At 55.5% G+C, this 15,412-nt stretch carries 15 protein-coding genes; 3 read left to right on the forward strand and 12 right to left on the reverse strand.

What is annotated here, in order from left to right; translation table 11 throughout:
* Nucleotides 1-134: 134 nt before the first annotated feature.
* The 8 genes from secF to pdxT all read right to left on the reverse strand — a co-directional run bounded on the left by secF (nucleotide 135) and on the right by pdxT (nucleotide 7,261).
* Nucleotides 135-1,103: a protein translocase subunit SecF gene (gene secF, locus ACT3RW_RS08650; RefSeq protein ID WP_131088280.1), complete on the reverse strand. Its 969-nt coding sequence runs from the start codon at nucleotides 1,101-1,103 to the stop codon at nucleotides 135-137.
* Nucleotides 1,096-2,829 (reverse strand): protein translocase subunit SecD, encoded by a 1,734-nt coding sequence (gene secD / locus ACT3RW_RS08655; protein WP_444613488.1) that lies wholly within the window; start codon nucleotides 2,827-2,829, stop codon nucleotides 1,096-1,098. Before secD ends, secF begins: the two co-directional genes overlap by 8 nt.
* Before the next feature lie 59 nt (nucleotides 2,830-2,888).
* Nucleotides 2,889-3,314, reverse strand: a complete 426-nt coding sequence (yajC, locus tag ACT3RW_RS08660) for a preprotein translocase subunit YajC (protein WP_131088282.1) — start codon at nucleotides 3,312-3,314, stop codon at nucleotides 2,889-2,891.
* A gap of 186 nt (nucleotides 3,315-3,500) precedes the next feature.
* Nucleotides 3,501-4,553 carry a Holliday junction branch migration DNA helicase RuvB gene (gene ruvB, locus ACT3RW_RS08665; RefSeq protein WP_444613489.1) on the reverse strand — a complete coding sequence of 351 codons (1,053 nt, stop codon included), beginning with the start codon at nucleotides 4,551-4,553 and terminating at the stop codon, nucleotides 3,501-3,503.
* A gap of 21 nt (nucleotides 4,554-4,574) precedes the next feature.
* Nucleotides 4,575-5,192 (reverse strand): Holliday junction branch migration protein RuvA, encoded by a 618-nt coding sequence (ruvA, locus tag ACT3RW_RS08670; protein WP_131088284.1) that lies wholly within the window; start codon nucleotides 5,190-5,192, stop codon nucleotides 4,575-4,577.
* Between the two features lie 92 nt (nucleotides 5,193-5,284).
* Complete coding sequence (gene ruvC, locus ACT3RW_RS08675) at nucleotides 5,285-5,884, reverse strand: crossover junction endodeoxyribonuclease RuvC (protein WP_131088285.1); 600 nt, start codon at nucleotides 5,882-5,884, stop codon at nucleotides 5,285-5,287.
* 3 nt (nucleotides 5,885-5,887) lie between these two features.
* Nucleotides 5,888-6,646: a YebC/PmpR family DNA-binding transcriptional regulator gene (locus ACT3RW_RS08680; RefSeq protein ID WP_131088286.1), complete on the reverse strand. Its 759-nt coding sequence runs from the start codon at nucleotides 6,644-6,646 to the stop codon at nucleotides 5,888-5,890.
* A gap of 3 nt (nucleotides 6,647-6,649) precedes the next feature.
* Complete coding sequence (pdxT, locus tag ACT3RW_RS08685; protein WP_131088287.1) at nucleotides 6,650-7,261, reverse strand: pyridoxal 5'-phosphate synthase glutaminase subunit PdxT; 612 nt, start codon at nucleotides 7,259-7,261, stop codon at nucleotides 6,650-6,652.
* 248 nt (nucleotides 7,262-7,509) lie between these two features.
* Between pdxT and ACT3RW_RS08690 the strand changes: the two genes are divergently transcribed.
* A complete protein-coding gene (locus ACT3RW_RS08690; protein WP_444613490.1) occupies nucleotides 7,510-8,145 on the forward strand; it encodes a DUF6226 family protein in 636 nt (211 codons plus the stop codon).
* 1 nt (nucleotide 8,146) lies between these two features.
* On the opposite strand, the gene ACT3RW_RS08695 is transcribed toward ACT3RW_RS08690, so the two are convergent.
* Nucleotides 8,147-9,358: a CapA family protein gene (locus ACT3RW_RS08695; RefSeq protein WP_444613491.1), complete on the reverse strand. Its 1,212-nt coding sequence runs from the start codon at nucleotides 9,356-9,358 to the stop codon at nucleotides 8,147-8,149.
* Nucleotides 9,359-9,434: 76 nt separating this feature from the next.
* Between ACT3RW_RS08695 and ACT3RW_RS08700 the strand changes: the two genes are divergently transcribed.
* Complete coding sequence (locus ACT3RW_RS08700; protein WP_444613492.1) at nucleotides 9,435-11,447, forward strand: M3 family metallopeptidase; 2,013 nt, start codon at nucleotides 9,435-9,437, stop codon at nucleotides 11,445-11,447.
* The gene (locus tag ACT3RW_RS08705; RefSeq protein WP_444613493.1) at nucleotides 11,447-12,211 is read left to right on the forward strand and encodes a GNAT family N-acetyltransferase; all 765 of its coding nucleotides are present in this window, start codon (nucleotides 11,447-11,449) and stop codon (nucleotides 12,209-12,211) included. Before ACT3RW_RS08700 ends, ACT3RW_RS08705 begins: the two co-directional genes overlap by 1 nt.
* 81 nt (nucleotides 12,212-12,292) lie before the next feature.
* On the opposite strand, the gene ACT3RW_RS08710 is transcribed toward ACT3RW_RS08705, so the two are convergent.
* The 3 genes from ACT3RW_RS08710 to pdxS form a co-directional block, all read right to left on the reverse strand.
* The gene (locus ACT3RW_RS08710; RefSeq protein WP_444613494.1) at nucleotides 12,293-12,853 is read right to left on the reverse strand and encodes a dihydrofolate reductase family protein; all 561 of its coding nucleotides are present in this window, start codon (nucleotides 12,851-12,853) and stop codon (nucleotides 12,293-12,295) included.
* Nucleotides 12,854-12,997: 144 nt separating this feature from the next.
* Nucleotides 12,998-13,927, reverse strand: a complete 930-nt coding sequence (locus tag ACT3RW_RS08715) for a TauD/TfdA dioxygenase family protein (protein WP_444613495.1) — start codon at nucleotides 13,925-13,927, stop codon at nucleotides 12,998-13,000.
* 380 nt (nucleotides 13,928-14,307) lie between these two features.
* Nucleotides 14,308-15,210: a pyridoxal 5'-phosphate synthase lyase subunit PdxS gene (gene pdxS / locus ACT3RW_RS08720; protein ID WP_131088294.1), complete on the reverse strand. Its 903-nt coding sequence runs from the start codon at nucleotides 15,208-15,210 to the stop codon at nucleotides 14,308-14,310.
* Between the last annotated feature and the right edge of the window lie 202 nt (nucleotides 15,211-15,412).

Consider the following 15,412-nt stretch of genomic DNA (forward strand, 5'->3'; position numbering starts at 1 on the left):
GCACTTAAAAACACCTTGTTTGGTTCATTTGTTATAGCACGTTCGGCCGGTGACAACTAATTACACCGCTTCACGCAGTTGCAAAGAGGCACCTCCAGCGAGTGCTGGAAGTGCCTCTTTTAAGCTACTGCGGACTATGCCTGAGCGATCGACTTTGTATGTTCAGCAACATCTGCATCATTGCGTCGCAGCCATTGGTACAACGGCGCTTGAACGAACAGAGTGGACAGTGCCGAAATGATAATGCCGACGAACAAGGCCAACGAAAGATCCTTGAGCGTACCTGCACCAAGCATGTAGGAACCGATGAACAGAATCGACGCAACTGGAAGAACAGCAACAACCGAGGTGTTGATGGAACGAACCAGCGTCTGGTTTACCGCGAGGTTCACCAACTGTTCAAAGCTTCTGCGTGACTGTTTGGTGAAGTCCTTGGTGTTCTCTCGAACCTTATCGAACACCACCACCGTGTCATACAGTGAATAGCTCAGAATCGTTAGGAAACCGATGATCGCGCTTGGAGTAATCTCAAAACCGGAAATCGAGTAGATTCCGGCGGTCACGATGATGACAACGAACAAACCAACGATTGCAGCCAACGACATCTTCCAGGTGCGGAAGTAGACAGCCATGAGCAACCCGACAAGCACCACGAAGGCAACTAGTCCTACCAAGGCTTGACGCGATACGTCTTGGCCCCAGGTTGGACCGATGAAGTTACTGGTTACTTCCTTAGCTTGGACTTGGTATCCGTCAGCCAAGGCCCGTGCAATTTCCAAGGTCTCGTCATCGCTTAGGCGTTCGGTCTGAACACGCATAGTGTTCTGCGCAATGTTAGTAACTGTCGCTTCAGAACCCGAAGCCACAGAGGTAACAGCTTCTTCACCGATTTTGATGTCAGTGTTCTGCACGCCCGAAACGGTAAATTCTGAACCGCCACGGAAATCGATACCGAGGTTGAAGCCGCCCTTAACCACTGGAATCAGAATGGAAAGGATCACCAACGCGCCAGCAATGGCGAACCAGAGGCGATGCTTGGAGGTGAACGGGTAGGAACGCTTGCCGGTGTAGAGCTCGTTGCCCCACGTCACTAGCTTATTCATTGTTCTCCTCCTGCGCCTTGGACTCCTGCTTGCCCGGCTGTGAAGACTGTAGCGCCTCGGCGCGACGACGCTCGGCAATGGTCATGCGCTTTGCTGCTTCGCCTGAGGCCTTCGCGTTCTTCTTGCCACGGTTAGCCTCAGCATTTTCGCCGAATCGACGGATCTGCCCGGCGCCCTTGTACAGTGGCTCAACGCCCAACAACGAAGGGTCCAGACCGGATAGTCGGTGTCCGTCAGCGAAGAATCGGGTGCGGGCCAGCAATACCAAGGTCGGGTGCGTTAGTCCGTAAACAACGACGAGGTCGATGAGTGCGGTTAGACCTAAGGTGAAGGCGAAGCCTCGCACGTTACCAACAGCCACAATGTAAAGCACCACGGCGGCCAGCAGGTTCACTGCCTTGGAAGCAAGGATGGTGCGTTTGGCACGTCCCCAACCAATATCCACGGCGCTTGCCAACGGACGGCCGTCGCGCAATTCATCTCGGACACGTTCGAAGTAAACGATGAACGAGTCAGCGATCAAACCAATGGCAACAATCAAACCTGCAACACCAGCCAGCGAAAGCCGGTAGTTCATTCCCCAACCGAGCAGGACCAGGGCCAAGTAAGTCAGGATGCCTGAAACCAACAGGGACGCAATGGTGACAAGGCCCAGTGCGCGGTACTGGAACAGCGAGTAGATGAAGACCAGAACTAGACCGATGACGCCGGCAATGAGGCCAGCCTTCAGCTGGTCAGCACCGAGAGTAGCGGAGACCTGACGCTCGGACTGGATATCAAAGCTGATCGGAAGCGCACCGTATTTGAGCTGCTCGGCCAACGCCTGAGAAGTCTCCTGCGTGAAGCCGCCAGAGATCTGAGGGCGACCATCGGAAATTACGGCGTTGGTGGTTGGAGCCGAAATGGTTTCGCCATCAAGCACAATCGCAAACTGGTTCTGTGCACCCTGAAGTGCTACCAGTCGCTGAGTGGTATCTGCGAAGGTCTTGGTGCCCTGCTGGTTGAATTCAATAACAACAACCCATTCACCAGTCACCGATCCATTGGATCCACGTGCCAACTGAGCGTAAGCGTCAGAGATCTGGTCGCCAGGGATTTCCTGAGGGCCAAGAATGTACTTCGCCTGCGTGCCGGTATCGCAAGAAATCATTGGCTTTTTAGGATCAGCGTCTTCGCCGCTACCCTTGGCCAGCTCGGTCTTGCAATCGTAGGCTTCAAACTGCTTGTACAGATCCGCGGTGACCCAGCTGGTATCCGAAGCATTCTTCGGCTCATCCTTCGGGTTTGGCAGCTCCGCCTTAGCAGTCCGCTTGTCCTTAGGGGTCGCCTCGTAAGCGCCCGAAACCAAAACTGGGCGGAACTCCATTGCGGCAGATGCTTGGATCAGGTCACGCGTGGCCTGATCAGGAGTACCAGGCATGGAGACTACAACGTTACGACCGGACTGGGTGGTGATTTCAGGTTCTGAAACACCAGATCCATCCACACGTTGGCGGATAATTTCTACCGCTTGGTCCAGCTGTTCCTGATTAATCGTTTGATTACCTTGAACCCGGGGGGCCAAGATCATCTCGGTGCCGCCTTCAAGGTCGAGGGCCAGCTTGGGCCCCCACGCGGTTTTACCTGTCGCTGCACCAGCCACCAGCACGCCGGTTGCGATGATGAAGACGATCAGTAACCACAGCAACGCCTTGCGCGCCTGCTTTACTGGTCTGATTGATGACATCTATTGTGCTTTCTCGTTTTGGTGGCTGAACATTCGGGCCACCGCTGCCAACCCCGGACTTAGGAGTTGCGTTCGTCCTTACCCTGGTCGTTAAGACGACGCAGGGACTCTTCAGGGGTTTCAGCGACATCGCTGGTTGCATCAGCATTTTCTACGGCAGGAGCGGCATCAGTTGCGGTTGCAGCTGGCTCGTTGTCCAAGAAAGTGGAGATGGCCTGGCGGTGCAAGGTCAGCACAACGCCGTTAGCAACCTCAACCTGTACGTGATCTTCTGCGTCAACGCCCACGATGGTACCGAAGATACCCGAGTTGGTCATGACCTTGGCACCTGGCACGGTGTTGGTCTTCAGCTTTTCCTGCTGAGCTGCCTGCTTTTTACGTCCGCGGAACATCATGAAGATCAGCACTGCGAACAGCGCCACCATCAGGATCAGCGATGGGTTGAAGCCGCCACCGGCGGCCTGAGCGATTACGAGGGAATTCACGTATTTACCTGCTAACGATTCGTTGCGTTTTAATCAAAAGTTCTGGGATGCCGAAACGCCCTACTGCGCACGTTAACGACAAAGACGCCCACCTGACCCGTATACGGGCATAGGTCGGGCGTCTTCAGTCTAATCGGTTACTGTCTACCGGCAGACCATTTACGCGAGCAGTGAAGCTTTGCTTGCCTAATCCTCATCGTTTTCATAGCTTTGTGCGTTGGCGAAGATTGCATCCTTGGGCATTTTTAGGCCCAGATGCTCCCATGCTCCCGGCATTGCAATACGTCCACGAGGCGTACGGCCCATCAGCCCTTCGCGCACTAGATACGGTTCGGCAACGGTCTCAACGGTTTCAGTCTCTTCACCCACGGCAATAGCTAGGGTGGATAGTCCTACCGGTCCCCCGCCAAACTTTGTGCACAACGCTTCCAATACGCCGCGGTCCAGACGGTCCAGGCCGCGGGCATCAACTTCGTACATATCAAGGGCAGCGGCCGCAGCCTTGTGGTCGATCTCTTCGAGTTTGTGCACCAAGGCCCAGTCGCGGACTCGGCGCAGCAGGCGGTTGGCGATACGCGGTGTTCCACGCGATCGACCGGCAATCTCGGTGAACGCTAACGACGTCACGCTCAAGTCGAGCATCATCGCCGAACGGCGCAACACCAACTCGAGCTCTTTGGCTGTATAAAATTCTAGGTGGCCGGTGAATCCAAAACGGTCACGCAAAGGACCAGGCAGCAGACCGGCACGCGTGGTTGCGCCAACGAGCGTGAAGGGTGGCAGTTCCAGTGGAATGGCCGTTGCTCCGGCGCCCTTACCAACGATGATATCTACGCGGAAATCCTCCATCGCCATGTAGAGCATCTCCTCGGCGGGACGCGACATGCGGTGGATTTCGTCCAGGAAGAGCACTTCACCTTCGGTCAGCGAGGAAAGAATTGCTGCGAGGTCACCTGCGTGTTGAATAGCTGGTCCCGATGAGATGCGTAGAGGTGCGTTCATCTCGGCGGCAATAATCATGGACAGGGTGGTTTTTCCCAACCCTGGAGGACCAGAAAGTAGAACGTGGTCTGCAGTTCGTTCGCGAATTTTTGCAGCCTCAAGAACCAGCGAAAGCTGCTGGCGAACCCGCGACTGGCCAACAAAATCGTCGAGATTTCGTGGGCGAAGGGCCGCTTCTAGGACGCGTTCCTCAGGCTCGCTGCCCGCATTGGTTAGCCCAGTGGAGTCATTCTTCATGATGGTCCTCTCGACCGCCGGTTAGGCCCGGGTCCCGCTAGACATGCTGCGCAGAGCAGCGCGGAGGATTTCGGCGACATTTCCGCCCGAAACAATTTCAGGTTCAGCCTTGGTGAGCGAATTAAGCGTGCTGGTGGCATCCTTCTCGCTCCAACCCAGACCGGTCAACGCTGCAATGACCTGAGGCTCCCAAACACTGGCGTTACCAATGGTGGTCGTTGATGACACGGGAGCACCGGTTGGCACCAGCTTGCCGTTCAGTTCCAGCACAATTCGGCTGGCACCCTTGGGACCAATGCCGGAGACCTTGGTGAAAGCGGCGGTGTCTTTGGTGTTTGCAGCAATGCGTACTTCTTCGGCACTATGCACGGCAAGGATGGCCAAACCGGTGCGAGGACCAATACCGGAGACCGAAATGAGAACTTCGAACACGTCGCGTTCATCGGCGCCGGCAAAGCCAAAGAGTGTCATTGAATCTTCGCGGACCACCATGGAGGTGAAGACGGTAGCTTCACGTCCAACGTGCAAAGTTGCCAGCGTTCCGGGGGTGGCGTTGATCAGCATGCCGAAGCCGTTGACATCAATTACCGCGGTATTCAGGGACACCAGTTGAACGGTGCCGGTCAATGAGCTGATCATGCCACTCCTTGGGATATATGTTCGATCGAACCTAGCTTATCGAAGATACTTACGAATAGCGACGTGCGCAATGCGCCGGTGGGTCGCAGCTACTACCGTCGGACCGCTCGTCGCTTGGCCGATGCCTCGGCGGCGATCCAGGCTTGCTGCGCACCGGTGAGTTGCGATGAGCCGGTCGCACCAGCTGCAGAGGCTGAAGCATTGGATCCAGAAGCTGCACCACGCCATCCGTGGGCGATAGCCAAGGCCACCGCATCGGCGGCATCAGCAGGTTTTGGAGCTTCCTCCAGACGGCAAATCTTCGCAACCATTTTGCCAATGGCTGCCTTGCTTGCTTGTCCAGAACCGGTGACCGCTGCTTTGACCTCGGTGGGAGTATGCAGAGCAACGGGGATTCCGCGACGAGCCGCAGCAGTGATCACTACCCCGGTAACCTGGGCGGTACCGATGACTGTGGACACGTTTGCCGAAGCAAAAACGCGTTCGATGGCCAATACGTCCGGCTTGTGAAGATCAAGCCATTCATCAATGGCGTTGGCGATCTTTAGCAGTCGGGCGTCCAGTGGAGTTCCTGGTGGGGTGCCGGCGACGGTGACATCAACCAGCGAAACTTGTCTGTTTGCGGCGACGTCGACCACGGCCAGACCACAACGGGTCAGTCCGGGGTCGACGCCGACAACGCGAAGGGTCAAGTCCTACTGCTCTTCGTCCAGCGCGGCGCGAACCTCGTCGGATAGATCAGCGTTGGTGTAAACGTTCTGCACATCGTCAAGTTCTTCGAGAGCGTCGAAGAGGTGAAGGAACTTGCGAGCACCCTCAACGTCCAGATCAACCTTCATCGAAGGGATGAATTCCATTTCGTCGGACTCGTAGGCAATTTCTGCCTCGTCCAGCGCAGCGGCAACAGCACGCAGATCCGATGGATCGCAGACAATAGCGAAGCTGTCGTCCTCGTCCAGAATCTCGTCCGCGCCGGCGTCGAGAACGATCATCAACAGGTCGTCTTCGCTCAGCTCGCCCTTTGGCAGGCGGACTACACCCTGACGGTTAAACAGGTACGAAACCGAACCTGGGTCTGCAATGGTTCCACCATTGCGGGTGATGCCAACACGAACCTCAGAAGCTGCGCGGTTCTTGTTATCGGTAAGGCACTCGATCAGCAAAGCCGAGCCCTGTGGGCCACGTGCTTCGTAAATGATCTCGGTGTAGTCAATAACTTCGCCGGTCAGGCCAGCACCACGCTTGACTGCGCGGTCGATGTTATTGATTGGCACGGAGTTTTTCTTGGCCTTGCTAACAGCAAGTTCCAGTGCCGGGTTGCCGGACATGTCGGCGCCGCCGGCACGGGCTGCAACTTCGATACCCTTAATGAATTTTGCAAAGGCCTTGGCGCGCTTGGCGTCAATTGCAGCCTTCTTATGCTTGGTGGTTGCCCATTTGGAGTGGCCTGACATGCTTTAAGCGTCTCCTCGCGTGAGTTGGATGAAAAATTCGTGGATCGCCGTGCTGCCGGTGACTTCCGGGTGAAAGCTGGTTGCCAACAAATTTCCCTGACGTACTGCAACAATTCTACCCTGTTCGCGCTCATCCTCAGCCGGAACCATGCTGATCACCTGCACCTCGGGTCCTACTTGCACCGCTTCGGGTGCACGGATAAAGACCGCTTCGAGATTTTTACCGTTGAAGTCCAGCTGGTATTCGAAAGAATCCACTTGTCGGCCGAAGGCATTACGACGCACCGTCATGTCGATTCCACCAAAGCTTTGCTGTACTGCGCCGGCACTGGAGACCGCAGGGTTTTCAATCCGGTCAGCCAGCATGATCATTCCGGCACAGGAGCCGTACGCCGGCATTCCTGCCGCTATGCGTTCCTTGATCGGTTCGGCCAGCGAATAGTTACGTGACAGCCGGTCGATGACAGAGGACTCTCCCCCAGGGATGACCAACGCGTCGACCTGCTTAAGATCCTCAGGGGTGCGTACTATCTGTGCTGCTTGGCCCAAACGTTCCAAAGACGCAAGGTGTTCACGGAAATCCCCTTGAAGGGCGAGGACGCCAAATTTCGGCATGGGTGTGACCTTTAGAGTTCGAGGGCTACATGGCGCACTTCGCGCCGAAACAACGTTAGTACCCTTGCTCGTACCAGCTAATTTTGTTGCACGGTGTGTCGCCTTTTCCTACGCCATGATTCGACGGCGACGCCATCCATTGACATCATCACTCCCAGTTTTTGGTTGTGGCCAACCGGCCAGAAGCCACGCATGGCGAGTCAAGGCGATAGCCTGTTACTAACCACGTCAAAGCAAGGGTGTTGCCAATGCTCCACGGATACCAACGACCGCAGATCACCATTGCGGATTTTCTTGACGCTCGCGGTCTGCCGATTGAGTATGGAAACCGCTGGGATTCCCAGCCACCGGAGGACGCGTATACCCAGGTCGCCCACCCGCACCGTTTTGCGCCGGTGCATGAGGTGGCTCAGGCGCTGCTGGAATGGATGTGCGCGCGTTTCAAAGTGCGTCGCTACGAAGATCCCGGACTAGCTAGGCTGCTTCGCGTGAAGGATCAAGATCTGATTGCTTCGGTTCGACTTTTTCCTGAGGATTCGCGGTGTGCACCGATGGCTTTGGTTTTCACTAACTTTCCTAGCGTGCATCTTGAATTCGGAGCCTTATTCCGGAGAATCACTCCTAACTGCGGTTGCGATGGTTGTGATGAGTCAGTTCCCGAGATGCTTGACGAGCTTGAGGAATGGATCGACGCAGTAGTCTCCGGGGCCTTCGTCGAGATCATGAACTGGGAGCAGCAACTAGTAACGCATCTGTTTGATGTCAAGGCACTGGGATTCGCCGAGGAATCGCGCAGCTTCGAAGATATTTCGCCCGCACGCTTGGCCAGGGCCCGTGAAATTCTTCCGCACGATGGCCGCTGGGCTCCTTGGCCAGTGCGCTAATTTAATCCAGACGCCATGGCTGAAGCCCATCGTCAATGGCACCGTACGCGTTCACCGTGGCCTTGGTCCTTGCTAAAGACGCTTTGGAATCAGCAGCAGGCAGACAATCGGAGACGTCAAAAACTTCGCACCATTTCACTGGCGACTTAGAGAGCTGATGCGGAACCCATTCAAGCTTGCTAACTTCCCAGTCCCCGGACTTTTTGCCTTCGCTAAATGTCGCTTTGACGCTGATGCCTTCGCGGTTCAGGATGGTCTTGGTCGCGTGCTTGGCTACCGAGTTTCCCAGCCCGTAAACAATCCAGGTGCCGTCGTACTTTTCAATAGGAAGCACCGAATGCGTGTGGTGCATGTAGATGAAGTCGAAGGCCCCGGAGTCAGCCAGCGCATGACCAAGATCTTGTTGCTCGGCGGTGGGTCGGTTGGTGTATTCGGTTCCGTCGTGAATCGCGGCCACAACAATTTGAGCCCCGGCCTTTTTCGCCGCTTTGGCTCGGTTGATTAACCTTTGTGCGTCAACACCGGTATCGACCTGCCAGTTTGCATCGGCAGCTAATCCATTAAGCGAAAAGGTACTGGTCACTACCCCGAGCTTCACGCCATCAATTTCCATAATCGGTGGCTTCTGAGAATCCTTGTGTGTGCGGTAGGAGCCAGTGGCAAAAAGTCCATGCTCCTCTAGCGCATCCAGCGTCCGGTTCACTCCGGAGGTTCCGGCATCCACGGTGTGGTTGGTCGCCGTGGTGCAACCGTCGTACCCCACGTCTTTCAAATCAGCGAGAATCTGTTCAGGGACAGTGAAGCGCGGGTAGCCCGAATATGGTGGCTTTCCTATAGGTGTTTCAAGATTGCACAGGGCCGCGTCCGCGTCCTGAGCGTATGGCTTGAGCCCGGCTAGTAGCGGTGAAAAATCATAATCTTCACCGTTGCCCGATTGTGCTTGGGCGGATGTTTTCGCCTCGTCCAAAAGCGCAGGATGCAAGAGGACATCGCCGGTGACCATCAGTGAGAAGTCTTTTGGTTGATCACGATCAACATCGGCATTCTCCGCACCGGTACTGTCCGGATTTGATGCAGTGCCTGACGGCGTGTGCTGCGCGGAAGACTGACTGTTCTGGTTCGGGGTGTCGGTAGCCGAACAGCCCGAGAGCAGAGCAATACCAAGCAAGCCGGCAGTCAGGGATCGAGTAACGAGGGCCACACGCTGATGCATGCTTTGAGCCTAGCCCAGTATGACCTCAGGGGTGTTAATGCAAGCTAAATCACGTTGCTTATGAAAGCCTATGCTTATGCAAAATCCGCTCTTGACACCAAGTACCCGCCCTTACCAATGGCCGGCCTTTGACTCGATTACTGCCGATCACTACTTGGAAGCGGCCAAACTCGGTGCCGCGGAACAACGCGAAGAATTACAGCGCATTGCCTCTGAACCTGGCGAGCCAACCTTCGCCAATACCTTCCAAGCGCTTGAAAGCAGCGGACAAACCCTGCGTCGGGCAATGATGACGTACTTCAGCGTCTTGTCCGCTCATGGAACTGAACCAATCAGAGCCATCCAATCCCAGATGTCGGCAATCTACAGTGCGCAAGAAGACGAGATTTACCTAAATAAAACCTTGTACTTGCGTTTACAAGCCCTTAATTGTTCACAGCTGGAGGGCGAAGACGCTCGTCTAGCGAAACAGACCCTAAAGGACTTTGAACTCTCCGGCGCGGCGCTGGACGAATCCGAAAAGCAAAAGCTCAAAGAACTCAATGCACAGCTATCGGAGCTTTCGAGCCAATTCGGCAATCGTGTGTTGGAGAACCAAAACGCACATGCGGTGCTCTTTGAATCCACCGACGAACTTGCCGGGTTGAGCACACAAGCCATCGACTCGGCGGCTCAGGCTGCCAAACAAGCCGGGCATGCTCAGGGCTACCTTCTGCCCTTGGTATCTCCGACCCAGCAGCCACTGCTTGAATCCCTGACCTCCAGCGAGTCTCGTCGTAAGGTCTTCATGGCCTCGATCTCCCGTGGAACCGACGAGAACCCAACGATCCATCTTGCTGCACAGATGGCTGCTCTTCGCGCCGAACGTGCTGAGCTACTCGGCTTTGCCAACCATGCCGAAACAGTTCTCGCCCAGGCAACCGCCCCTTCAACTGCGGCAGTCCAAGAACGACTGGCTGAACTTACCGCAGCGGCCACTGCCAATGCTCGTAAAGAAGCCGAAATTCTTGCCAAGGTTGCTGGCCATGAGCTCAACGCATGGGACTGGAAGTTTTACTCTAACCAGGTGTTGCGTGATGAATACGCGGTGGATTCCGAGGAGCTGCGGAACTACTTTGAGCTTGATCGAGTTCTGATTGATGGCGTCTTTGCTACCGCTACCAAGTTATATGGCATCACCTTCACGGAACGCTTTGACCTACCTACGTATCACGAGCAAGTCCGCGTCTTCGAGGTTTTCGACGCTGATGGCAGCCCGCTGGCTCTCTACACCGGCGACTACTTGGCCCGTGAAACTAAAAAGGGTGGCGCTTGGATGACAAGCCTGCGTGATGCGGCATCCTTCTTTGGCGAACTGCCCATTGTGACTAACACGTTGAATATCTCGGCTCCGGCTGACGGTGAACCCGTCTTGCTGTCACTGGATGAAACCAATACGTTGTTCCACGAGTTCGGTCACGCACTCCACGGCATGTTCTCCAACGGTAAATACGCTTCCCTTTCAGGCACCTCAGTCCCCCGCGATTTTGTCGAATTCCCTTCACAGGTCAACGAGATGTGGGTTTTGGATCAGCAGGTCATACCCGGCTATGCCTTGCACCATAAAACAGGCCAGAAGCTGGACGAAGCAACCATTAGTAAGGTGCGTGACGCCGGGCTATGGGGTCAGGGCTTTTCTACCACCGAATATCTCGCGGCCAGCGTGCTGGATTGGGCATGGCACACGATTCGCGCTGGTGCCGTCATCGAAGATCCACTGCAGTTCGAACAGCAGGTTCTCAACGATGCTGGTTTTGATACAGAACTGATTCCGCCACGATACCGGACCGGTTATTTCCAGCACATTTTCGCCAACGGATACTCAGCTGGCTACTACTCCTACATATGGAGTGAAGTACTCGACGCCGACACTGTACAGTGGTTCGAGGAAAATGGTGGCTTGATGCGCGAAAATGGAAGTCGGTTCCGTCAGGAACTACTTTCGCGCGGTAACACGCGCGATCCCCTAAAGTCCTATGAATTGTTCCGTGGCCGCACCGCTCGGGTAGAGCCGTTGCTGCGCCGTCGAGGATTGGTGAACGCAGAATAATGACGACGATTGCCTCCGCACAGGAAGCACTGAGCCACTGGCATCAGGCACTAGCAGTTGCCACAGGCGGCAAGATTTTTACCACCCACGGGTGCTCATGGGCATGGCAACCGGTGCGCAAGCGCTTGATCTTGCTGTTCCCGGAGAACCCGGAGCCCTCAGGGTTGCGCCCAGCACTGGCCGAGGGCCAACGATTAGGCGCCCGCCGGGTGGAAGCTTGGGTTAATGCTGGGTCTGACTCCGCTGAACTGAAAGCCGTAGGTTTCTCTGACAACGCACAAGTATCTTGGCACGCTGGACCTTTGGCTATTCCGATGGATCGGTGGGCCGGCAAAATTCGCCTGGGCAATAACGTTCCTGAAGCCACCGGTGCCGATGCTTCCGAGCTGAACGTCACTAATTTGTGGCGAGATCTCAGCAGCCAGCTTTCTAGCGGGCATCCGGCCTTACGCCGTGTAGAGCACGCTTTGGCACGAACCGATGAAGGCGAGATCGTTGGTCGCGGTTTTGCTCAGCAGGGTTTGGGCGGTCAGCTGATGATTCATTCGCTGGCAGTGGGCAAGGAATACCGCCGTCAGGGTGCTGGCACAGCACTGCTTCAAGGGCTTTCGCGCTCCATGATCAATCCGCTCTCACCGCCTGACGAAGAGACTGCGGTGGAGTTGCTTGCTGCAGCGACGCCGTCAAGCGCTGATTTCTTCACGGCCAACGGTCTGAAATTACTTGGTCGCGGTCGCCACTTGGTTCTTCGGTCTTGGAACTAGTAGCAAAACTATAGCCAGGTAAACAGGTGCGCGGTGCACAGAAAATATTTTCTGTGCACCGCGCACCTGTTTGTTTCTTGTTTATTCGGAGCGAAGCACTCGATACACCAAGCGAGCAAACGCGCCCGCCTTCCTTGCCTCGGAAAGTTCTAACCGTTCGCTACCAATGGTGCGAGGTAGTAAGGCAGCCCCACCGGACAGTGCGGCTGGCGCGACGGTCAGGGCCAACGTATCGATGGCGTCAATATCGAAGAATTGTCCAAGAAGTTCGCCACCACCGAGCACCCAGATGTTCTGTTCGCCGGCGACTTCTCGAATGTGTGGCAGTATCTCAGCAACGGACGCGTTAACCAGTCGTACATCGGCGCCCTGCGGGATAGGAAGATCCCGCGAGGTAAACACGTAGGTCGTGATACCCGGATAGAATTCCTGCCACTTTTGTGGATTTTCGATTAGCTGCTCATTTTCAAGCATCCACATATACGTATTGGCACCTTCAACGTGGACGCGCACGTTCTGCGGAAGCAAGTCCGGGTCTGGCTCTTGGGCTCCAGGGACGTTAAAGAGCCATTGCATGCTGTGGCTCTCGTCGGCCAGGTAGCCGTTCAGGGTCACTGCTGCATCAAAAATGATCTCGCTCATGCACTTCAATTTACTACAGCGGCTTGCCCCGAACTCTTTCTTCTCTTTCGTCGAGATCGCACCTAGTTGGAATTCGACCTCGGCGAAGGATCGGCAATCGAACGAGCGGAACAAACGAGTTCGGCTGCTTACTGCTCCCCTGATTTAGGCAGGGTCAACAATCGGAGAGTAATGCGAAGCGTCACCCTCAACCGAGTAGCTTGATTTTCCTTCAACGCTGCGTGGAATGTCGCCAGCAACGGTGATGCGGTTGAGCTTGCGAGGTGCGCGGCCATAGTTGTCGATAGCGTAGTGCTGGGTGATGCGGTTATCAAAGAGCACCAACTGGTTCGGCTCCCACGCTACGCGCAGTACGTTCTCCGGGCGAGTCACGTGGCTCTGGAGCAAACGCAGGATGTCGTGGGACTCGTATGGTGAGACGCCAACAATCTTCAGGTGCCTGGCAAAGGTACCGATGAACAGCCCTTTCTCTCCAGTCAGCGGGTGAACGCGAACTACCGGGTGGATCGTACGGTACTTTTCCGAGACGAAGGCTTCTTGGTACGCCTTCTCCTTATCGGTGTTTACCGTCCGCGGCCTCACGTAGTCGGAATCGTTAGAGTGTTCAGCCCACAGCCCGTCAGCAAGTTTTTGAATCTCCGTAGGTAGGCTGCGGTACGCGGCAGCCGCGTTAGCAATCAGAGTCTCTCCGCCGTACGGAGGCAACGTTATTGCACGAAGCGTAGAAGCTTGAGGTGGATTAACAATGAACGTGACGTCGGTGTGCCACTGATTGGCGATGGCTTGTTCGCTATCTACCGGTAGTACCGTCTTCTTTTCCTGCTCGCTGAAGGTCACCGTCGGGTGGGCAGTAGTCAACGGACCAAAGTGCGAGGCGAAGAGTTCTTGCTGCTCGTCCGTTTCGATTCCCGACTGGCTGAAAACTAGCGCCTTGTGTTCGTTCAGCGCCGATCGGATCGCATCAACGGTCTGGGAGTCCAAGGGTCCGGAAAGGTCCAGGCCTTCAATGCGAGCACCGATATGTTCGCCGAGCTTTGTAAGTTTCAGGCGGGTGGCGGTGGTGGTAGTAGTCATGTTGGCCTCCTAAGCAGCAGTGTTGACGCGGCTGCGTTGATCTCTTCGATGATGCTCCATCTGTGGAACACACCCTCAGCCTAGGGGCGAAAAAACTCCGGCAAAATAGGCCCGTCACACGGCGATAAGTATTGCTTCGAGTGTCGTTTGCGCCCGACCGAACATTGCGAAAAGCGTCGAGAAGGAAGAGCAACTGGTCGCAGATGTCTTGGAATGACCCAGATGAATGCTCACGAATAGGCTCTCCAGCATCGCTCGTCGGAATCTACAATCTTGCCGTAGAACGCAAAGCGGCCCGCCAGAAAAATCTGACGGACCGCTTTGATGCGCCTCGTGTCTAGTTTGAGAATCGAGGCCAGCAATGCTGAGGTGAGAAGTTCTTACCAGCCGCGCTCGGAGAGGCGGTGTGGCTCTGGCAGTTCATCTACGTTGATGCCAACCATGGCTTCACCCAAACCGCGGGAGATCTTGGCCAGTTCGTCTGGGTTATCGAAGAAGGTGGTTGCCTTCACGATTGCTTCGGCACGCTCTACCGGGTTGCCGGACTTGAAGATACCGGAACCTACGAACACACCGTCCGCGCCCAGCTGCATCATCATGGCAGCGTCGGCCGGAGTAGCGATGCCACCTGCGGTGAACAATACGACAGGTAGCTTGCCGGTGTGTGCGATTTCCTTGACCAGTTCGTATGGAGCCTGCAGTTCCTTCGCCGCTACATACAGCTCGTCTTCTGGAAGGGCTGCAAGCTTGGCGATCTCGGAGCGGATCTTGCGCATGTGACCGGTGGCGTTAGAAACGTCGCCGGTTCCAGCTTCACCCTTGGAACGAATCATGGCTGCACCTTCATTGATGCGGCGCAGAGCCTCACCAAGGTTGGTAGCACCGCAAACGAATGGAACGGTGAATGGCCACTTGTCGATGTGGTTCTCGTAGTCTGCTGGCGAAAGGACCTCTGACTCGTCAATGTAGTCAACACCGAGGGACTGCAAAATCTGAGCTTCAACAAAGTGACCGATACGAGCCTTGGCCATCACTGGGATGGAGACCTCGCTGATGATGCTATCGATCATGTCTGGGTCGCTCATGCGTGAGACGCCACCCTGTGCACGGATGTCGGCTGGAACGCGCTCAAGAGCCATTACTGCAACGGCGCCGGCATCTTCAGCGATGCGCGCCTGCTCTGGAGTGACTACGTCCATAATGACGCCGCCCTTGAGCATTTCGGCCATACCGCGCTTAACGCGGTCAGATCCGACGACGGAGTTCTGGTTGTTCGTAGACATGGTGAAAAGTAGTTCCTCTCGACACTGCGTGGATTCGCTTTGGACCAGTATTTATAAGGCTTAAAGCGAGGTGGTACGCCAGTAATCGTAGGAGTGGATTGCTTTATTACCTTAGGTGTTTCGTCATATTGTTACGTTAGGAGATTAGTCGCCTAGATGCAGATTAGTGCGTAACATAGCGTTTCGCCCTCAATTACCTAGT

Source organism: Glutamicibacter sp. AOP5-A2-18, from assembly GCF_052446055.1.
Lineage (GTDB): Bacteria > Actinomycetota > Actinomycetes > Actinomycetales > Micrococcaceae > Glutamicibacter.